This window comes from Sporosarcina oncorhynchi (assembly GCF_033304615.1).
Lineage (GTDB): Bacteria > Bacillota > Bacilli > Bacillales_A > Planococcaceae > Sporosarcina > Sporosarcina oncorhynchi.
On the sequence record NZ_CP129118.1, the window covers coordinates 3,239,811 to 3,258,403 of the forward strand.

Annotated in this window: 21 protein-coding genes; 8 read left to right on the top strand and 13 right to left on the bottom strand. The window is 44.4% G+C overall.

Annotated features, from left to right (window positions below; translation table 11 throughout):
• Positions 1 to 21: 21 nt before the first annotated feature.
• The gene (locus QWT69_RS16030; protein WP_317967357.1) at positions 22 to 462 is read right to left on the bottom strand and encodes a hypothetical protein; all 441 of its coding nucleotides are present in this window, start codon (positions 460 to 462) and stop codon (positions 22 to 24) included.
• A 159-nt stretch (positions 463 to 621) separates the two neighbouring features.
• Here QWT69_RS16030 and QWT69_RS16035 point away from each other — a divergent pair, with 159 nt between their 5' ends.
• The gene (locus tag QWT69_RS16035) at positions 622 to 1,539 is read left to right on the top strand and encodes a MerR family transcriptional regulator (protein ID WP_317967359.1); all 918 of its coding nucleotides are present in this window, start codon (positions 622 to 624) and stop codon (positions 1,537 to 1,539) included.
• 62 nt (positions 1,540 to 1,601) lie between these two features.
• Here QWT69_RS16035 and QWT69_RS16040 read toward each other — a convergent pair whose 3' ends face one another.
• The gene (locus QWT69_RS16040) at positions 1,602 to 1,781 is read right to left on the bottom strand and encodes a hypothetical protein (protein ID WP_317967361.1); all 180 of its coding nucleotides are present in this window, start codon (positions 1,779 to 1,781) and stop codon (positions 1,602 to 1,604) included.
• A gap of 217 nt (positions 1,782 to 1,998) precedes the next feature.
• On the opposite strand from QWT69_RS16040, the gene QWT69_RS16045 reads away from it, so the two are divergent.
• Positions 1,999 to 2,391, top strand: a complete 393-nt coding sequence (locus QWT69_RS16045; protein ID WP_317967363.1) for a thiol-disulfide oxidoreductase DCC family protein — start codon at positions 1,999 to 2,001, stop codon at positions 2,389 to 2,391.
• Positions 2,392 to 2,551: 160 nt separating this feature from the next.
• On the opposite strand, the gene QWT69_RS16050 is transcribed toward QWT69_RS16045, so the two are convergent.
• The 3 genes from QWT69_RS16050 to QWT69_RS16060 all read right to left on the bottom strand — a co-directional run bounded on the left by QWT69_RS16050 (position 2,552) and on the right by QWT69_RS16060 (position 5,074).
• On the bottom strand, positions 2,552 to 2,920 hold the full coding sequence (locus tag QWT69_RS16050) for a DUF779 domain-containing protein (protein ID WP_317967365.1): 369 nt from the start codon (positions 2,918 to 2,920) through the stop codon (positions 2,552 to 2,554).
• Between the two features lie 82 nt (positions 2,921 to 3,002).
• Positions 3,003 to 4,544 (bottom strand): aldehyde dehydrogenase, encoded by a 1,542-nt coding sequence (gene adh / locus QWT69_RS16055; RefSeq protein WP_317971145.1) that lies wholly within the window; start codon positions 4,542 to 4,544, stop codon positions 3,003 to 3,005.
• 275 nt (positions 4,545 to 4,819) lie between these two features.
• A complete protein-coding gene (locus QWT69_RS16060) occupies positions 4,820 to 5,074 on the bottom strand; it encodes a hypothetical protein (RefSeq protein ID WP_317967367.1) in 255 nt (84 codons plus the stop codon).
• Between the two features lie 206 nt (positions 5,075 to 5,280).
• Here QWT69_RS16060 and QWT69_RS16065 point away from each other — a divergent pair, with 206 nt between their 5' ends.
• From QWT69_RS16065 to QWT69_RS16075, 3 genes are all read left to right on the top strand, one after another.
• Positions 5,281 to 6,429 carry a S1C family serine protease gene (locus tag QWT69_RS16065; protein WP_317967369.1) on the top strand — a complete coding sequence of 383 codons (1,149 nt, stop codon included), beginning with the start codon at positions 5,281 to 5,283 and terminating at the stop codon, positions 6,427 to 6,429.
• 92 nt (positions 6,430 to 6,521) lie between these two features.
• Positions 6,522 to 7,217 carry a winged helix-turn-helix domain-containing protein gene (locus QWT69_RS16070; protein WP_317967371.1) on the top strand — a complete coding sequence of 232 codons (696 nt, stop codon included), beginning with the start codon at positions 6,522 to 6,524 and terminating at the stop codon, positions 7,215 to 7,217.
• A 1-nt stretch (position 7,218) separates the two neighbouring features.
• Positions 7,219 to 8,628, top strand: a complete 1,410-nt coding sequence (locus QWT69_RS16075) for a sensor histidine kinase (RefSeq protein ID WP_317967373.1) — start codon at positions 7,219 to 7,221, stop codon at positions 8,626 to 8,628.
• A gap of 40 nt (positions 8,629 to 8,668) precedes the next feature.
• Here the strand turns inward: QWT69_RS16075 and QWT69_RS16080 are convergent, their stop codons facing one another.
• A complete protein-coding gene (locus tag QWT69_RS16080) occupies positions 8,669 to 9,133 on the bottom strand; it encodes a hypothetical protein (RefSeq protein WP_317967375.1) in 465 nt (154 codons plus the stop codon).
• A gap of 55 nt (positions 9,134 to 9,188) precedes the next feature.
• Positions 9,189 to 9,776 (bottom strand): TetR/AcrR family transcriptional regulator, encoded by a 588-nt coding sequence (locus QWT69_RS16085; protein ID WP_317971147.1) that lies wholly within the window; start codon positions 9,774 to 9,776, stop codon positions 9,189 to 9,191.
• Between the two features lie 114 nt (positions 9,777 to 9,890).
• Between QWT69_RS16085 and QWT69_RS16090 the strand changes: the two genes are divergently transcribed.
• The gene (locus tag QWT69_RS16090; protein WP_317967377.1) at positions 9,891 to 10,433 is read left to right on the top strand and encodes a hypothetical protein; all 543 of its coding nucleotides are present in this window, start codon (positions 9,891 to 9,893) and stop codon (positions 10,431 to 10,433) included.
• 49 nt (positions 10,434 to 10,482) lie between these two features.
• Here the strand turns inward: QWT69_RS16090 and QWT69_RS16095 are convergent, their stop codons facing one another.
• The 6 genes from QWT69_RS16095 to QWT69_RS16120 form a co-directional block, all read right to left on the bottom strand.
• Positions 10,483 to 11,091: an alpha/beta hydrolase gene (locus QWT69_RS16095; RefSeq protein ID WP_317967379.1), complete on the bottom strand. Its 609-nt coding sequence runs from the start codon at positions 11,089 to 11,091 to the stop codon at positions 10,483 to 10,485.
• Positions 11,092 to 11,256: 165 nt separating this feature from the next.
• A complete protein-coding gene (locus QWT69_RS16100; protein WP_317967381.1) occupies positions 11,257 to 12,453 on the bottom strand; it encodes a DUF3238 domain-containing protein in 1,197 nt (398 codons plus the stop codon).
• Between the two features lie 190 nt (positions 12,454 to 12,643).
• A complete protein-coding gene (abc-f, locus tag QWT69_RS16105) occupies positions 12,644 to 14,308 on the bottom strand; it encodes a ribosomal protection-like ABC-F family protein (protein ID WP_317967383.1) in 1,665 nt (554 codons plus the stop codon).
• Between the two features lie 649 nt (positions 14,309 to 14,957).
• Entirely contained in the window at positions 14,958 to 15,515 is a 558-nt protein-coding gene (locus QWT69_RS16110) for a histidine phosphatase family protein (RefSeq protein ID WP_317967385.1), read from the bottom strand.
• A gap of 116 nt (positions 15,516 to 15,631) precedes the next feature.
• Positions 15,632 to 16,597: an alpha/beta hydrolase gene (locus QWT69_RS16115; RefSeq protein ID WP_317967387.1), complete on the bottom strand. Its 966-nt coding sequence runs from the start codon at positions 16,595 to 16,597 to the stop codon at positions 15,632 to 15,634.
• Between the two features lie 191 nt (positions 16,598 to 16,788).
• Positions 16,789 to 16,953 (bottom strand): hypothetical protein, encoded by a 165-nt coding sequence (locus QWT69_RS16120; protein WP_317967389.1) that lies wholly within the window; start codon positions 16,951 to 16,953, stop codon positions 16,789 to 16,791.
• Between the two features lie 131 nt (positions 16,954 to 17,084).
• Between QWT69_RS16120 and QWT69_RS16125 the strand changes: the two genes are divergently transcribed.
• Positions 17,085 to 17,639, top strand: a complete 555-nt coding sequence (locus tag QWT69_RS16125) for a DUF488 domain-containing protein (protein WP_317967391.1) — start codon at positions 17,085 to 17,087, stop codon at positions 17,637 to 17,639.
• Positions 17,640 to 17,791: 152 nt separating this feature from the next.
• A complete protein-coding gene (gene pgeF / locus QWT69_RS16130) occupies positions 17,792 to 18,550 on the top strand; it encodes a peptidoglycan editing factor PgeF (RefSeq protein WP_317967393.1) in 759 nt (252 codons plus the stop codon).
• Positions 18,551 to 18,593: the final 43 nt, after the last annotated feature.

Genomic DNA, 18,593 nt, shown 5'->3' on the forward strand with positions numbered 1-18,593 from the left:
ATCTATATACAACTATGTCATTCATTTCTTCAATGACCTGTGAAGCATCAGTCCAAGTACTAGTCCGTAGACAATATGCGCAATGACCCAGTGTACCAATGCCGTAAAGTCCGCGATGGCTGGTGTCTTATCAGATAGTGCTGTTAAAGGATAATAAGCAAGCGCAATGATAACATTGACAACGATAGTGATGGTTAATACTTTCGTACGAGATGTAAGTTTCAAACGATACATAACGTAAAAGAGCAGAATGCTAAGTATCACAGACACCATCAAGTGGAAAAGAACTTCGACAGGCTCCGCAAACTGGACAGCGTTAACAATCGGTAAATAATCAATATTCAATAGTAATGTATATACTTTTTCCCCTGTGAGGGCTTCGACGATTTTCAAATGGATTGCCAGGATAAGCCCAGCATACAATCCCCATAATCCTGTACTATATAATCTTTTCTCAATCATTTCATTCTCTCCTTCCAATCGGTATGTAGATGAAGCAAGTATAAGGTGAAACGTAGCTGTCCGCTAGTATGTTGTACAATGTTTTTTTGTTAACATTGTACATATATGAAAAATTAGATATACTTTACAAACAGAGCATTAGCACGAGGAGGAATCGGTTTGACATCATCCAACACAAATGGACGATATTATATACAACAAGTGTCAGATATGACCGGTCTTTCTAAACAGGTCATACGCAAATGGGAGGAACGTTATTCCCTTGTCCAGCCTGATCGATTGGATAATGGTTACCGAATATACAGCAAAAAGGATATCAATTTGCTACTTCATGTCAAAATGCTGTCCGAGCAAGGTATGCCGATCCGTCAAGCCGTCAAGATGGTTGATGAGACCGAGGTAATCAATCAGCCCTTACAAAACGAAGTGCCTGTACGCCAGAAGCATCTGAATGAATTTGTTCTGCAATTACTTGAAAAAGGTAGTCGCTGCGATGAAAAAGAACTGATGATCACGCTTCAGCAGGCAAATCATGAATTGGGCTTAGCAAGCTTTCTGAAAGACATCGTTATCCCTTTCCTACAAGAAGTGGGAAACCGTTGGGAAAAAAATCAATGGGATGAGTATCAGGAGTCTGTCTCCAGCCTGATTGTACGAGACTTCCTCGTTCAAATCCGTCGGAATTACCAATACCGGGCAGATGCTCCTCTTATTATGGCGGCTTGCTTGCCTAATGAATTGCATGAAGTGCCATTGCATATTTTGTTGCTGCAATTCATGCTCAAAGGGTGGAGAACGTTTCTGATTGGCGCCTACCCTGCACCAGGTTCAATCGAAGCACTCATTCAGAAAATGAATCCCCAAGTCGTCGTTCTTTCTGCAACGACAACATTACCATTTGAAAAAGACCCACTCTTACTGACTACCCTGGATGCTTTCGCTAGTATTCATCCAGATATTACGTTTTACCTAGGTGGTAAAGGTGCAATGGAATACGCTTCTACCAAAACATTGAACAACATTCATTTGACAGATGACATACACGATATAATAAACGGCTCTACTGCTAACATATAGAAATGAACAATAAGACTGTCCTCGATAATCAAGGACAGTCTTATTGTTTTGAGCTATCTACATCATTGATAAGTCTGTGGCAGATCATGTTCCGTAAAACCGGTCGATTCCCTCCACTTTAGCATATGCTTTTCTGCAGGATAATGGACTGGTGCCCCTTCATCAATCATATTAAGAGAGGCCATGAAATCCCTATCCTGTCTACGCTTCATTTCGACCGGATCAATGAATGGACGTTCCATTCAAATCACCCTCCTTCTATTAATGCACTTGGCAAATGAGACGAAATTAGTGTTGCGAGGTCTTCCTGCAAAGCAAATTAAATTTTCATGAAAAGGTATTCCACACTTCTCTATAACTATACTAAATTTTCAGATATAAATAAAGAAATAGGTCTGTAGTTTCGTTTCATCTGAAAAGGTTATACTAAGTGTAAAGCCATTATTAGGAGGCCTATACATGAAACGTATCATCTTATTTGACGGAGAATGCAACTTTTGCAACTCCAGTGTACAATTCATCATTAAACGCGATCCCGCCGCCCATTTTCTTTTCACTTCCTTGCAAAGTGAGGCTGGTGAGAAATACGTGAAACAATACCATATTCCAGATGATGTCGATAGTATTGTTTTGATTGAAAAAGGCAAAGCCTATACAAAGTCTTCCGCCGCACTGCATATCGCAAAGAAACTGGACGGCCTGTGGCATCTCCTCTTTCTATTCATACTCGTGCCAAAGAAAATCCGTGACGGCGCCTATGATTATTTTGCGCGCAACCGTTATCGTTGGTTTGGAAAGACTGAAGGAGCGTGTATGTTACCTAGCCCTGAAGAACGGAAAAGGTTCATATGAGTAGTGTGTCCGCTTCATAGTCTGGGACTTCTATTATGTGGACCAGGCATGTTTTAATCTACTTCATATGCATTCGCTTTAGATATGCATATTCATCTTTTATTCAATGAAGTGATAAAAAAGGTTCCGTAACCCGCATATAGCGGTTCGGAACCTTTTGTTATGCCTCAAATACTTGTTTGATCTTTTCATTCTCTTCGGTTGTAAAAGCACGGGATCTTGTTAGGAAGCGTTTTCCTTCTACACCTTCCAAGGAAAACATCCCTCCTCTTCCATCCACAACGTCAATGATCAGTTGTGTATGTTTCCAATAGTCATATTGGTTTTTATGCATGTAAAATGGAACGTCACCGATTCGGCCAAGCAAGACGTCCTGATCCCCGATAATCAGGTCGCCATCGGGATAACACATTGGCGAGGAACCATCGCAGCAGCCACCCGATTGGTGAAACATTAAAGGACCGTGCTTCACTTTCAACTGTTCAATTAACTCAAGTGCTGCATCTGTAGCAAGAACACACTCTAGCATTGACATATCCCCCTTCATTCGTTGTTCACATGAAAACACTCCCGCCACTTTATTGGCAGCGGCGGGAGTGCGTTAGATTTTATTAAAAGAACCCTTGTTTCTCTTCTGCATAACTGACAAGCATGTTTTTTGTCTGTTGATAATGGGAAAGCATCTGCAGATGGTTTTCGCGTCCAATGCCAGAAGCTTTGTAACCACCGAATGCAGCGTGCGCCGGGTATGCATGGTAGCAATTCGTCCAAACACGGCCAGCTTCGATGCCACGGCCAAAGCGATAAGCCGTGTTCATGTCGCGCGTCCACACGCCGGAACCAAGGCCGTATAATGTGTCGTTTGCGATTTCAAGTGCCTCTTCTTTTGTTTTAAACGTCGTCACAGAAACGACTGGACCGAAGATTTCTTCTTGGAAGATTCGCATCTTATTATGCCCTTTGAACACTGTCGGCTGGATATAGTATCCTTCCGCCAATTCTCCTTCGAGCTTATTCTGCTCTCCACCAACGAGACATTCGGCACCTTCCTGTTTACCGATATCGAGGTAGGACAGGATTTTCTCCATCTGTTCTGTTGATGCTTGCGCCCCCATCATGACTGTCGGGTCAAGCGGGTTGCCGATTTTGATTGCCTTGACGCGCTCTAGTGCACGCTCCATGAATTTGTCGTAAATGGATTCCTGGATCAATGCACGGGACGGACATGTGCACACTTCCCCTTGGTTCAGCGCAAACATGACAAATCCTTCGATGGCTTTATCGAGGAATGCATCGTCTTCTGCCATCACATCCTCAAAGAAAATGTTCGGTGATTTGCCACCAAGTTCTAAAGTTGCTGGGATTAAGTTTTGTGACGCATATTGCATAATGAGACGCCCTGTTGTCGTTTCCCCTGTGAATGCAATTTTTCCAATACGCGGATTAGATGCAAGCGGCTTCCCTGCTTCTAAACCGAAACCATTCACAACGTTTAATACGCCAGCTGGCAATAAATCCTCGATCAACTCCACTAACACTAGGATTGAAGCAGGTGTCTGCTCAGCCGGTTTCAAGATGACACAGTTTCCTGCGGCAAGTGCCGGAGCAAGCTTCCATACTGCCATCAATAGCGGGAAATTCCACGGAATGATTTGACCGACTACCCCAATCGGCTCATGGAAGTGGTACGCTACCGTATCGTTATCAATTTGGCTTACGCCGCCTTCTTGCGCACGGATGGCCGAAGCAAAGTAACGGAAATGGTCGATTGCGAGCGGCAAATCTGCATTCAATGTCTCACGAACCGCTTTACCGTTTTCCCACGTTTCGGCAACCGCAAGCATTTCAAGATTTTGCTCCATCCGATCAGCGATTTTCAGAAGAACATTTGCCCGTTCCGTCACCGACGTCTTGCCCCAAGCATCCTTCGCCGCGTGAGCTGCATCCAATGCAAGTTCGATATCTTCTGCCGTCGAACGTGCAACTTGCGTAAACACTTTACCTGTCACTGGTGTCGGGTTATCAAAATACTGCCCATTTACAGGCGCAGTCCATTTGCCACCGATGAAATTATCGTAGCGTTCTTTAAAATTCACCTTCGCCCCTTCAGTGTTCGGAAACGCATAAACGTGACTCTCTACTGCTTGTACCATCATCCATTCCTCCCTATTCATTATAGATTGCTATTGATAAGTGCAAAAATGCACACAAAGCCAACATATGAGGAAAACACCAACTACATTCTAAATGTATACGGTTTCATTTAATTTTAATGACATTCACGCTTGGACAACATAAGACTGTAAACTTATTCTATCTGACTATACAGACTATTACAAGAGTAGTAGTGGGGAGCAAATTCCGACACATTCCGCGTGAGCTTTTGGTGTGAGATGCCGATTCATGTGGTTGACGCAGGTTTTCGAGGTTATGAGCTAGTAAAGAAAGTAGACACTACCCCATGAGCAGTTATGGTCGTAACCATTGAGTCTGCGCTCGTAAAAGCGGGGGCCGCGCTCGTAACCGTTGAGTCTGCGCCCGTAAAAGTAGGGGCCGCGCCCGTAACCGTTGAGTCTGCGCCCGTAAAAGTAGGGGCCGCGCCCGTAACCGTTGAGTCTGCGCCCGTAAAAATGGGGGCCGCGCCCGTAACCGTTGAGTCTGCGCCCGTAAAAATGGTTACCACCGACTCGTCATGCTAATCAAACGTCAACTTGACCACCGAAAAAGCCTTATCACCGCTTAATTAACTTCTATCACCACTCGCCCACTTACTGGAAAATAAAACATGAATTATTCACCCTTCTTTCATACCTCCGTAATAATTTGTTCATAATCTCCCCGTACAATGAAATCAATGAGATAAACAAGAAAACGAAAGGGGTTTTATTCATGGCTAATTTCACAACACGTTTCATTTCTACGGTTGGTGCTGGGGTGCTCGGTTCGGCATTCACACTGGGTGTTGTCGCGAATACGGATATTTTACAGACGAAGCCGGCAACAGAGGAGGCGGTTGCTTCGGTCACATCGCCTAATGTCGTACAAACAGCAGCAACCCATTCAAAAGAGTCGCTTTCGGATATGGTGGAGCATGCGTCAAAAGCGATTGTTGGCGTATCCAACTTCAAGGATGCAGGGAATCGATTCGCGGGGAACTCATCCATGAAAGAATACGGCACCGGATCAGGGGTTATTTATAAAATGGATGGTGAACACGCCTATATCGTCACGAATAACCATGTCATTGAAGGATCACAAAAAGTGGAAGTGACGCTTCACGATGGAGAAAAAGCGGATGCGGAATTGATTGGGACCGATGCATTGACTGATTTGGCGGTTTTGAAAGTTTCCAGCAAAGGCATCGATACAGCACTTGAATTTGGCGATTCGGATAAGGTGCGTGCGGGAGATTCAGTCGTCGCAATCGGAAATCCCCTAAGCCTTGAATTCTCCGGAACTGTTACGCAAGGCATCATCAGCGCACCTGCCCGTTCAATCGATGTCAAAACAACTGCGGGTAATTGGCAAATGAATGTAATACAGACAGACGCAGCCATTAACCCCGGTAACAGTGGGGGCGCGCTCATTAATACTGCCGGCGAACTAATCGGTATTAACAGTTTAAAAATTGCTGAAAACGGCGTCGAAGGCATCGGATTTGCGATTCCAAGCAATGATGTTGTGCCACTCGTTGAGGAGATTACGAAGAGTGGTAAAATCGAACGACCATACATCGGAATCGGCCTTGCAGATCTTGCGGACGTTCCATATATGTATGTACAGCACTTGCCACAAGAGGTGAAGGGCGGCGTCATCGTCACAAATATCGACCCTTTATCCGCCGCAAGCAAAGCCGGTTTGAAAGAACAAGACGTCATTACGGCCATTAACGATACAGACATCAACAACTCGATGGAACTTCGCCAATTCCTGTATGCCAAACTAAAAATCGGCGACAAAGCGAAGCTCACAGTGTATACAGGTTCTGAAAAACGGACTGTTGAATTGACTTTAACAAGCAATACGCCAGTGCAATAAACGAATAGACCCCACTACTGTTCAGAGGAGCAGTAGTGGGGTTTTCAATGGTATAATCTACAGACAAACGACCTCGAAAAGGAGGGCACCTAATGAAAATCCTAGTAATTGAAGATAATGAAAGCGTGTCGTCGATGATTGAGATGTTTTTTGAGAAGGAGAAAATCCAGGGTGAATTCGCGAAAGATGGGCTTGACGGATACGAGCGTGCTTTAGCGGAACGATGGGATTGCCTCATCATTGACTGGATGTTGCCGGGAATGGACGGTGTCACCATCTGCCGAAAGTTACGGAAGGCGGATATTGCGGTACCGATTATTATGCTAACGGCAAAAGATAGTGAATCCGACCAGGTGCTTGGCCTTGAAATGGGGGCAGATGATTATGTGACGAAACCGTTCAGCCCGCTTGCCTTGATGGCCCGCATCCGCGCAGTGACACGCCGGTATGCGCTGCATAAGGAAGATGATTCGGATGAAGACGTCTTGAAGACAAAGCATTTCACATTGAATGTGCGTACACGGGAAGTACTGCTCGATGGCAAACCGGTGCCGAATTTAACGCCAAAGGAATTCGATTTGCTTCATTTTTTCATCCAACATCCGAAGCAGGTGTTTTCACGCGACCAGCTGCTGGATCGTGTATGGGGCCACGACTTTTATGGAGATGATCGCACCGTCGACGTGCACATCAAACGGTTGCGCTCAAAAGTATCGGAAGACAACCAACCTTATTTCCATACTGTATGGGGCGTCGGCTATAGGTTTGACGAGTCGGTGATCCAGTAATATGAAAATCAAATACTTTTACCAGCAACTCGCCAGTCATCTAAGTGTCATCATCATCGCCTTTCTCATCCTTAGCCTTGTGTTTTCCCATTTCGTCGAGCAGTTCGTCTACGACAATAAAACCGAAGAACTCGCTTCGTATGGGCAGTCGATCCTTTTGGATATCCGTCAAATTCAAGGTGATTCACGCCCCACCCTTCAATCATACGGGCATGTACTGGAAGGTCAGGATATTCAATATAGTCTGTTTGATGAAAAATCGAAAATCATTTACTCTACCGGTTTGAATACCCCTTTGATCGAACTGAACGCAGACGAGTGGAAAGCGTTGCAAAGCGGAAAAACGGTAACCGTCAAACAGGAATTCAAACGGTTCGACCAGGCGGTTACATTCGTCTTGCTTCCTTACTTCCACCGCACCCAATTCGTTGGGGGTGTGTTATTGACATCACCTTTAAAAGGATCTCGCGACATCATCTCTCAGATGAACAGCTATATCCTATATACAACTTTCATTGCACTAGCGATCGCCTTGTTGCTGAGCGGACTGCTATCGACCTTCCACGGTAGACGCATTAAACGTCTCCAATCAGCAACCGCAACTGTTGCGCAAGGTGATTATTCTGTTCGCATTCCAACAGCTAAAATCGATGAAATCGGAGAACTGGCCGGTGACTTCAATGCGATGGTCGAAAAGCTTGAAGCCTCCATGCATGAAATCGAAAATCTTGAAAATAGGCGGCGGCAGTTCATGGCGGACGTTTCACATGAGCTTCGGACACCACTCACGACAATCCGTGGCATTATCGAAGGATTGCGCAACGATATGATCTCAGAATCGGAAAAGGAACGTGGATTGCAGCTAGCAAGTAGTGAAACAATGCGACTTATGCGACTTGTGAATGAAAACCTCGACTACGAAAAAATTCGTTCCAATCAAGTAACACTTGTTAAACAGCCTATTCAACTCAAGGAGCTGCTCGAAATTATTCGAGAACAACTGGAAGATACAGCGGCTGAAAAAGGAAATCACATACACGTTGAAACGAACGACACGGTCATCGTGAATGCCGACTATGACCGACTCACCCAGGTTTTAATCAACATTACGAAAAACAGTATTCAATTCACCGAAAACGGAACAATCCTGTTACGAGGGTTCACGGAAGATCGATTGACGATCATCGAAATTGAAGACACTGGCATCGGGATGGACCCTGAAGACGTAGAGCATATTTGGAACCGGTTTTACAAAGCAATCGACTCCCGGACAACGAATCCATACGGAGAATTCGGACTGGGCCTATCAATCGTTAAGCAGCTCGTCACGCTCCATGGTGGAACCATTCACGTGGAAAGTTTAAAAGGCCAAGGGACTAAATTCCGGATTGAATTACCGATTGAACTATAAAAGGAAGCCGTCATGCACTCAACATGGCGGCTTCCTTTAGTCATTCTATCTGTGTCAATATGACCGCATCTTCCATCATTTCACGCTTGAACATGCTATCTTCATTTGCATATAACTTCACAAAAGGCTCGCCATATTCAGCACTTTCCATGTAAATCCCAAAACCGTTATTTTGAGGATAACCATATAAATAACAGACGACTTGATCATCTTTCATGAAAACGAGCTGATTCATACCTTCGCTAACCGTTTCCTGAATTGTATCCCACTTATATCCGACCGCTTCATACACTTCGTCTTTCGATACATAAGGCGTAAATGAATAGACATAATCCCAGTCGAATGGGGTGACATCAGACAGTTTTACAGGCTCTGAATCTTCCATTTCAATAACTGCCGTTTTCAAGAGTTCCCGGTTAACATCCCATATATCTTTATGGAGCCATTGATAAATGACTAATCCAACGATTACACCTATTAACCCGACGGTCAATATCTTCTTCATCTGTTTTCAACCCCTTTCGTAATAGGACGTTGCCATGTAACGGGAGGTTCACTGTTCAGCTCACACAGATTGAATCAATATGATAGCGGAGTGTCTGTTTCACACGCTCAGATTGCAGACGATCTGCACCAAAAAGAGCGTGAATTGCAATTCCATCAACCACTGCATAGAGCCTTTCTGCTTCCAGATCCAAATCCAACCCTTCCTTGAGTAAATCACTACTAGCCAAATAGGCAATCAACTTATGGACACCAGTGAAAATCCCGTCGTCAGGAATGTTCAATTCAGCTCTTCGGTGCTTCACATATGCCATGAACGCGAACCACACTTCCATTTCCACAAGTGATTGTTCGTTCACCGGCACAATTTCAAAAAGGACGGCCATGACCATTTCTTTAGGTGGTAAGTCTTGTTTGGCAACTGTTTCAATCCGTTCTGTTGCTCTTTCCTTTACAAGCGTCATTGCATAAACTAGCAAGTCATCCTGGTTTTTAAAATAATGGCGGAGCGCACCTAATGAAAGCCCCGCTTCTTCCGCAATATTCCGCACTGTCGCCCCTTCCATCCCTTTATCCAAAATGACTCGCCACATCGCCTCTGCAATTTGATTCATACGCTTATCATGATTGACGATTTTAGGCATACGCTTAGTGTAAATTAATCTTCGCATTTTAACAATACAGTTGTATTGTATAAACAGCATATGCTAGTATAAAATCAACCAATACAACTGTATTAAATAAAAGGAGGTCATTCTTTGAATTTCATCGCTTGGACGATTGTGGCATGTGAAATTGGATTTTGGGTTGTCATACTCGCTGGTCTAGTCACTCGTTATCTATTTAACCGGAAACGATTGGGTTTGTTCTTCTTAGCTCTTACACCTGTCGTCGATTTAGTGCTACTGCTAGTCACTGCAGCAGATTTATACAACGGAGCAACCGCCACGCAAGTGCATGCTATCGCAGCGATCTACCTTGGCGTCTCCATAGCTTTCGGTAAAAGTCTGATTCACTGGGCAGATGAACGATTCGTTTATTATGTAAAAAAACAGGGTCCGAAGCCTGCACGTAGAACCGGCTGGGCTCATGCAAAGCATTCCTTAAAAGGTTCTCTTCAACATGTACTAGCTTTCCTCATTGGCGGAGCCTTTCTAGCGGCTATGATTTATGTAATTAACGATCCTGCAAAAACAGAAGCACTGTCAGGCATGCTAAAATTGTGGGCAGTTATCTTAGGGGTCGATTTCATCATTTCGATTTCGTATTTCATCTGGCCGAGGCCAGCTAAAGCTAATTAGAAAAGCCGATCCATTTGCGGATCGGCTTTATTCAAAGTAAACTACGTGCTCAGTTACTCTTCAAAAATTCCTCATACCACTTCGCAGCTTCTTCCACTTCCGATTGCGATAACGCATGCCCATTATTTTCCCAGTACACCTCAGTGCGAGCGCCTGCTCTCGTTAGCATATGCAACAGATCTAGGGTTTCCTTAGACGGAATGAGCGGATCATTCTTCCCTGCACCAATGAAAATTGGAATTTTGCTTAAATCGGGCAACTCAATATTGCGTCTAGGTACCATCGGGTGAAACAGGATGACCCCCCGTAAAGAATCTATATGATGAAACAGCAAGCTTCCGGCAATATTGGCACCATTGGAATAGCCGACCGCCACGACTTCTGACCGTTGGAATCCATATTTTGTTGAAGCTTCATCTAAAAACGCATGTAACTCAGCCGTTCTGAATATCAAATCCTCTTCGTCAAATACACCTTCCGCGAGCCTTTTAAAAAACCGTGGCATGCCGTTTTCCAATACATTCCCCCGCACACTCAGTACGGAAGCTTCCGGATCAATCAGGTCTGCAAGTGGCAGCAAATCCTCTTCCTGTCCACCTGTACCGTGTAACAACAATAGTGTTCTTGGAGAAGTTCCTTGTTTAAATATATGCTTCATTCGTTTATCCCCTGCCTAACGTTTTGAAATTGATTGCACATTTATGTGTACCTATCACTGTTAGTTCCTATTTTTATCAACTAAAGTTGTTGAAAAATTAATAAATGCCACTCGTTGCAGAACAAATACTGTTCATCAAACAGGTCGTTAGTCTAGATCTGTCATTCATTCAAAACTCGAGCAACGCCAATAATGGTAAGCGATTGTGTCAGACATGAACGCGAGCCCTTTACTTTCGGCCTGCAAAACGAGTTTCCACTCCTCACCTCTACCCCTCATCAAATAGATTTCATGATTAGGAGATGGATCGAAGTAGCCGCACATATCGAATGTTCCATGCTTTTTGAAAACGGCTGTCACTTCATAATCCATCTTTGGTGCAGTGGTGAGTGGGTTTCCAACGGCGTGCGTTAGCACAAAACCGGCTTCCCCTTTTTTATGGTCGGTTCGTTTCAAAGTAATGTCATCTGCAGTAGCTTTTCCTTCTTCGCGGAAGTTCTTCTGATAGTCATAGGCAATTGACTTTCCCACTTCCTTTGTAAACGTCATCGGGTCACCATGTTCATCGTAGGCGAGCTCCACATCTACACGTGTACGAAAACTTTCCCCGTTCGGATCAAACCGTCTGCCATCTCCTTTAAAATAATGGTTCGGTGACAATAGATTCGGATTGCTCACATATTGATCTTCAAGAAATGTCGTGTACCTGAATTTCCAGCGGTCAACCGATTTAACTTCTTTTTCCCTATCATTAACAGGAAGGAGTAATTCGTCGGGTTTCCCGATCCACTTCATCACTGTGAACGTTTCAACAGCTGCTTCCGCACGGGATGAGCCCGGATTTAAAGCACCGAATACATTGGAAAGAACTGATTTCACTTTCATGAGTGGTTCCTCAGACTTTTTCAAAGGACGTTTTGACTGGATTGTATAATTGTACGACTGATCTAGATCGATATCGCGGTCGATATAGCGGTTCGTCGTGACACGGCCCCTGTATTCGCCATTTCGGTAAATAGAATATTCTTCGACGTCCTTAATTTCCTCCCACGACAATGCAATCTGCGTTTTCGCTACGATTGTTGTCATGACAAGCGATTGTAATGGATTCTCCATATTCTTTTTTTCCGCAAATGCCGATGTCTGAAGTGCAATTACATCGGTAACCTGATTGTTCTCTACCCGTTCGATCATATAATGATTGAGCTTACCGTGCTTAAAGTCCTTGTCCTTGAATTCGGGCACGGATCCTTCGTACATATGCTCACCATCTTTGTACACATTATAAAAACCACCAACATCATTCCATGTAAACGAAATCAAGTCGGACTCATGCTTCACGGACTGTATTTCAAATAACATTATGTCTGCCTCCTCATTTCTATAGAATGGGGCATTTACAACGTACCTAAACATTGTCGACCCGTTCCTATTCCATGCCCCACTTAGCTTCGTATGAAACTAGTTAGACGATCATTTGGCCTAGTTTTATGGTACGACACGAAAGCGCTCCAGTCGTAGTTGACCGGAGCGCCAGATAATAAATAACTCGTTACTTCAAGTCTCTAATTTTCCGACTCAATGCATTAAATTGCAGGTCCAACTTAGCATAGGATGGATCCCCGGGTTTAACCATGCTCAGTTTCCCGAGCACTGCTTGTAATTCGGTCTCAACGCGCATTAGTTCTTCAGAGAGACTTGATGCTGTTTGTGCGGAAACTTCATTCCGGGATTCCCATTCCTGCAATGTCTGCGGTATTTTACGAATGCTTCTATTCTCAAATACAAGTAGTCCAGTAGCCATGCGTTCCGTGAAAAATCGATCATGCGAAGCGAATAGCAATGTTCCTGGGAACGTCGCCAGCGTCTTCTCCATTTCTTCTCTCGACGGTAAATCGAGGTGATTCGTTGGTTCGTCCAATAACAGGACATCCGTCCCCTCAATGATGAATTGCATCAGTTTGACTTTCACACGCTCCCCTTGACTCAATTCCCCAAGCCGTAATTTCCAATGCTTTTCTTCAAAACCGAGATTCGTCAATTGGATGCGAATAATTCCTTGCTCCTCGAATGTTTCTGTATGGAAGTACTCCGCCAGGGTCACGTCTTCCGGCAAATCGAGCACTGCCTGGCTCATATAGCCGATCGTCATGCCATTCGTCAGCCATAACTCTCCGTCATACACTTCCTCACCCATCATCATTTTGAACAGTGAAGATTTTCCACTTCCGTTTGAGCCGATAAGCGCAATCCGCTCGCCCGCCTGGACAGTGAAGGACACATTTTCGAATAAATCCTTCCCATCAAACGCCTTGTGGACATTTTTCAACTCCACTACACGGTGCCCTTTTTTACGTTTTCCTTTTAAATCAAACTCTACGCTGATGTCTTCATCGGGTTTGTCAATCCGCTCTTTCGTAAGTTCCGCTTCCAGGCGAGTCCGTTTGGAGCGAATTTGCACATCTTTTTTCTTTGCCTTCATCCGCCAATATTCTTTTGCTCCGCCTTTTTTCGTTGAATTCGCATGTGCTGTTGCAGACCACTCACCAAGTTGTGATATCTGCCCCTCAACACGCGCTATCTTCCGCTGCTGTTGCTCGTAGTGCGCAGCTTGGGTTTCTCGATCCATCTCTTTCTTATCATGATAAACTGAGTAATTCCCTGCATACACTTCTAACTTCCCATGTTCGATTTCAAACACGAAATCCGCTGTCCGATCGATGAAGTGCCGATCATGGGATACAATTATATACGTCGCTTTTCCATCATTGATAACATCCACCAGTTCATCCAGACTTTCGCGGTCCAAGTGGTTTGTTGGTTCATCAAGCAATACCAATTCACTATTCTCTGCAAGAGCCGCTGCCAGCCTCATCTTCATCCGTTCGCCACCACTTGCAAAAGCATATTCGGCTTGTTCGGGGACATGCCATTTTGAGAGGTACATCGCTGTTTCAGCTCCATCCCAATTAACAGATTCTTCGTCCTTTTGCTCTTGTTTGAAATAGGTGATTGACGGTTTCTTACCAATCCAATCGATCGAACCGGATACCGGCATAATCTCTTCAGCCAGCAATGATAGCAGCGTCGATTTACCCGCTCCGTTCGCCCCGACGATCGCTATACAAGTGCCTTTGGGCAGTTCCGCGGATAGTTTATTCAAAATGACTGTATCGGCTATCGAATACGTCAACTGTTTAATAGAGCCTAATAACATATAATTTCCTCCCCTATGTGGGGGCATAAAAAAAATCCCCCCGTCGTAACGGAAGGACCAATCCATCGCTATCCAATTATCCCATGAAACAGATGCATCTCATTGACGTTGAGTGAATGAGATACATCTAAAAAGACCTACGTAGGCCTTTAAACCGTTCATAAGGGAATGGACTTTCAAAATGGACAGACTAATCCTGTTTTCCGTTCGAATCAAAATATTACATTCTCGGAATTACAAGATTAGTTATTCATTGTCCACCCGTCAGTCCTTTCCCTCTTAAAGTAGTATTAGTGTATAACGATTATTACAAAATTGCAAATAAAGGTTTTTCAAAATTCTAGTGATCATATGAATCAAACCCATTTTGAGAGGAAGTGAATATTGTATCGGATACGGATGCAACGATCGATCCTCCCTGCTTTACGGGCGGTCCTCACGACTTTATGGGCGCAGTGACTCCTTTTACGGGCGGTCCTCTCGACTTTATGGGCGCAGTGACTCCTTTTACGGGCGGTCCTCACGACTTTACGAGCGCAGTGACTCCTTTTACGGGCGGTCCTCCCTGCTTTACGAGCACAACAACTTATTAATGAATGAGCACTTTACCGACCTTTATGGATATTCCTAATCTGTTGAATATCCAGCATCATTCATTCAACAACTTCTCTTCACGCCATACTCGCTCGACTTGTGCACCTGTATCGGACACGTTTACGCGGTAAACATCAGGATTCGTCAACGCCTGCCATTCTGCGAAGCCGATATGTTCGTCATAGCACCTCAATAACAGTGTCATCAGATTTCCGTGCGTCACAAGTACGGTCGTCGATCCGTCGGGCAGTTCATTGACAACGTTGCAGACGCGCTCCATCGCTTCATGCGATGATTCGCCGCCTTCGTATTTCAAATGGACGTCCAAAAATGAATCCTCAAGCTTCAGCAGCCAGTCCTCGAAATCATAGGAGCTTAACGTCCGCTCCGCCAGTCGGCTATCCTCTTCGAAATAGTACCCTTTTCGCTCCGCAAGCGGTTCCGCGGACATACGTGCCCGCACAAACGGGCTTGTCACAATTCGGTCTACCTCAATATCTGCAAAGAACTCCGCCAGCTTTTCAGCTTGCACAATCCCTTCCGCCGTCAGATCTGCATGCGGGGATTGTCCTTCCGCTTCGCAATGCCGAACGATATACACCACTTTTCCCATCGCCGAACACCTCCTACTTCCTTAATTTCCCCAGCTAGAATAAAGGAAACATCCAAACAGACGATTTTTAATAAAAAAACGATTCCCCAGGAAATTTTCCATAGGGAACCGGTCATTCACTTCACATGTTGGGCAAGAAAATTACGCAACCTCACTTGATAGGCGTCGCCCGCTAATGCATAAGCTTCGCCGTGATTTGCATTCGGAACAAGGAAAAGTTCCTTCTCGCCTGCAGTTTCGCGGAACAGTTCCTCCGCATTTTCTGTCGGAACGAATGTGTCCGACATTCCGTGAATATAAAAAATTGGAATGCCTGCTTTTCGTACTTGATTCAACGCACTTGCCTCTCTGAACGAATAACCAGCACGCACTTTCGTCAACGCGCTAGTGCTATCGAGTAGCGGGAACGCGGGTAAATAAAACATCCGGTGCATTTGATACGTAAATAATTGATAGACCGATTGGTACGGGCTGTCTGCAATAATTGCTTTCACTTGCGAGGGCAGGCTTTCTTCCCCACTCGCCATCAATACGGTCGCAGCCCCCATCGATAAACCGTGGTAAGCGATTTCCGTCTTCGGTCCGAGCTTTTGCACGAGCTTATTCGTCCAGTCGATCAAATCCAACCGGTCCGGCCAACCGAAACCGTAATAATCACCTTCGCTACTTCCGTGGCCTCTCGCATTGGGCATGAATATATTGTAGTTCAATTCGTCATGATAATATTGTCCAAATAGCCCCATTTGCTTGGCATGGCCCAAATAACCATGTGTCAAAATGACAAGCTTCTCCGTTGGCTTGGCAGCAGGCAAGTAATAACCGGACAATTTCAGTCCGTCCCGTGACATGATGCTGATTGACTCAAATTCCTGATCAGCAACCCATTTTTTCCAATCACCATTTGTATACAGTTCCAACGTCTTCTCTGACACTTCCAAGTCCGCGTTCCCCTGCAAAAATTCTTTCGGGCCACGCTTCACTGCAAGTTCATAGAAAAAGAAGCTTCCTGCTACTTGGAACACTAGAAAAATGGTTGAAAAAAGCACCAACAACTTCTTCCAGTGAATCTTAATCGTGCTCATTCCCCTTTTCCTCTCTGTCTATAGACACAAGCAGTGCCTATTCTTAGTATACGGGAATCGTCGATAAGAATATATAGTTTTTTTTATAAAAAGTGTACTTAATTTAACGTTGTAAGCTTAACAAATTGCACCATAAACCGACAAACAAAAACCGGCCTCTTCTTAATTGAAGAGACCGGGTGCGATATCGCTTACTTCATATCTTTTTGCTGCTTTTTCACTTCTTCATGTGCTTCTGTCTTAATGTCCTCCACTTGCTGTTCAGCACGTTTCGCGGCATCGTTTGCAATTTTTCCGTCCTCATTATGGCTATGTGTTTGGTTGTCGTTTTTATCGTCTGCATAACTTCTCGTCATACGAACCACTCCTTTTCATTTACTGCTATTATTCCCGTCTGCCACTATTCCAAACAGCAACTTCGTCCTTAAAGTGTTTGTTTAAGCTATTTCACTAGTTGGGTAATGCAGTAATAAGGAAGGTGAATCGAATGGAAATCTACACTGTCGGGCATTCCACCCATACGAAAGAGGCGTTTTTGAAATTACTGCATGATGCGAATATCGAGCTACTGGCGGACGTTCGCGCGTTTCCCGGAAGCAGGAAATTCCCGCATTTTCACGAAGACCGCATGAGGGAATGGTTGCCTGAAGGCGGTATCGAATATGAGCATTTCAGAAAACTCGGCGGCAGGCGCAATAAATCCAAAGTCATCGACGATGATGTGAACGACGCTTGGAATAACCGATCATTCCATAATTACGCGGACTATACGCTGCAACCTGAGTTTCAGGCAGGGCTTGATGAGTTAAAAGAATTGGCTTCATCCAAAAAAGTTGCGATTTGTTGTTCAGAGCGCCATCCCGCGCGCTGTCATCGATTACTTATAAGTAACTGGTTGGCGTTAAATGGATGGACAGTGAAACATATTTTGGACGGTCCGAAAGAAGAGACGATTATCGAAGAACATGAACCTGGAAAATGGGGAGCTCCGCCACACTTGAATACGGATGGCACAGTTGTTTATCACAATACAGAAGAATAAAAAAGCCGCACACGGTTGCAGGGGGATTGGAAGCGTGTGCGGCTCTTTCTGATTATGGACGGTTTGGTCCGATTTTATTCCACACATATTGTTTTTAACTTTGTCCTATACAGGCGTCGAAACCTTGACGTATAGTAAGAGCAGGTGATGACATGAAAACAAAAGTATATATTACTACAACTAATCTGATTGTAGGTACGACACTCAAAGACAAAAGTGCACCGGAAGAAAATAATATGGCGTTGCATGCATGTATCGACTCGCAAGCAATTCTTGAAAACCGCAGAGAGCTGGCTGCATTCTTAAAATGCCAACTTAAGGATTTCGTTTGCGCCAATCAGACGCATAGCGCGAACGTCCATAAGGTGACGCGATCCGATATTGGCCTTGGTGCACTGCAGAACGAAACGGCCATTCCGAACGTCGATGCACTGTATACGGATGAACCAGGAATTGTGTTATGTAGTTTCACAGCTGACTGTGTTCCAGTCATTTTTTATAATGAGGCAAACGGTATTATCGGTGTCATTCACTCAGGCTGGCAAGGCACCGTCAAAGAGATTACACCGAAAGTATTCGAACATCTGGCGCAAAATGAACAAAGCAATCCAGCCGATTGGCATGTTCAGATTGGTATGGCACTCAGTCAAGAGAAGTTCGAAGTCGATGAAGATGTATATGTGAAATTCAAAGCGCTCGGCTATGCAGATGATTATATGTATTTTAATGAAATGACGGATAAATACCATATCGATAATCAGCTAACGGTCAAAAGACAATGTGAACGTGCCGGTATTCCGTCAGATCAGATCAGCATTGATTCGACGTGCACATTTAGTAGTGAAGAAGGGTTTTCGTATCGGCAAGACAGACAAGCCGGTCGACATCTTAGCTTCATTTTGAAACGCTAAAAGTAGTAAAAGGACTCCTAAGCGAGTCCTTTTTTTCATAGAT

Excerpts from the sequence above, each read along its gene's own strand:
- QWT69_RS16030 (WP_317967357.1), bottom strand. The coding sequence starts at position 462 with ATGATTGAGAAAAGATTATATAGTACAGGATTATGGGGATTGTATGCT.
- QWT69_RS16040 (WP_317967361.1), bottom strand. The coding sequence starts at position 1,781 with ATGGAACGTCCATTCATTGATCCGGTCGAAATGAAGCGTAGACAGGAT.
- QWT69_RS16045 (WP_317967363.1), top strand. The coding sequence starts at position 1,999 with ATGAAACGTATCATCTTATTTGACGGAGAATGCAACTTTTGCAACTCC.
- QWT69_RS16050 (WP_317967365.1), bottom strand. The coding sequence starts at position 2,920 with ATGCTAGAGTGTGTTCTTGCTACAGATGCAGCACTTGAGTTAATTGAA.
- adh (WP_317971145.1), bottom strand. The coding sequence starts at position 4,544 with ATGGTACAAGCAGTAGAGAGTCACGTTTATGCGTTTCCGAACACTGAA.
- QWT69_RS16065 (WP_317967369.1), top strand. The coding sequence starts at position 5,281 with ATGGCTAATTTCACAACACGTTTCATTTCTACGGTTGGTGCTGGGGTG.
- QWT69_RS16070 (WP_317967371.1), top strand. The coding sequence starts at position 6,522 with ATGAAAATCCTAGTAATTGAAGATAATGAAAGCGTGTCGTCGATGATT.
- QWT69_RS16075 (WP_317967373.1), top strand. The coding sequence starts at position 7,219 with ATGAAAATCAAATACTTTTACCAGCAACTCGCCAGTCATCTAAGTGTC.
- QWT69_RS16080 (WP_317967375.1), bottom strand. The coding sequence starts at position 9,133 with ATGAAGAAGATATTGACCGTCGGGTTAATAGGTGTAATCGTTGGATTA.
- QWT69_RS16085 (WP_317971147.1), bottom strand. The coding sequence starts at position 9,776 with ATGCCTAAAATCGTCAATCATGATAAGCGTATGAATCAAATTGCAGAG.
- QWT69_RS16095 (WP_317967379.1), bottom strand. The coding sequence starts at position 11,091 with ATGAAGCATATATTTAAACAAGGAACTTCTCCAAGAACACTATTGTTG.
- QWT69_RS16100 (WP_317967381.1), bottom strand. The coding sequence starts at position 12,453 with ATGTTATTTGAAATACAGTCCGTGAAGCATGAGTCCGACTTGATTTCG.
- abc-f (WP_317967383.1), bottom strand. The coding sequence starts at position 14,308 with ATGTTATTAGGCTCTATTAAACAGTTGACGTATTCGATAGCCGATACA.
- QWT69_RS16110 (WP_317967385.1), bottom strand. The coding sequence starts at position 15,515 with ATGGGAAAAGTGGTGTATATCGTTCGGCATTGCGAAGCGGAAGGACAA.
- QWT69_RS16115 (WP_317967387.1), bottom strand. The coding sequence starts at position 16,597 with ATGAGCACGATTAAGATTCACTGGAAGAAGTTGTTGGTGCTTTTTTCA.
- QWT69_RS16120 (WP_317967389.1), bottom strand. The coding sequence starts at position 16,953 with ATGACGAGAAGTTATGCAGACGATAAAAACGACAACCAAACACATAGC.
- QWT69_RS16125 (WP_317967391.1), top strand. The coding sequence starts at position 17,085 with ATGGAAATCTACACTGTCGGGCATTCCACCCATACGAAAGAGGCGTTT.
- pgeF (WP_317967393.1), top strand. The coding sequence starts at position 17,792 with ATGAAAACAAAAGTATATATTACTACAACTAATCTGATTGTAGGTACG.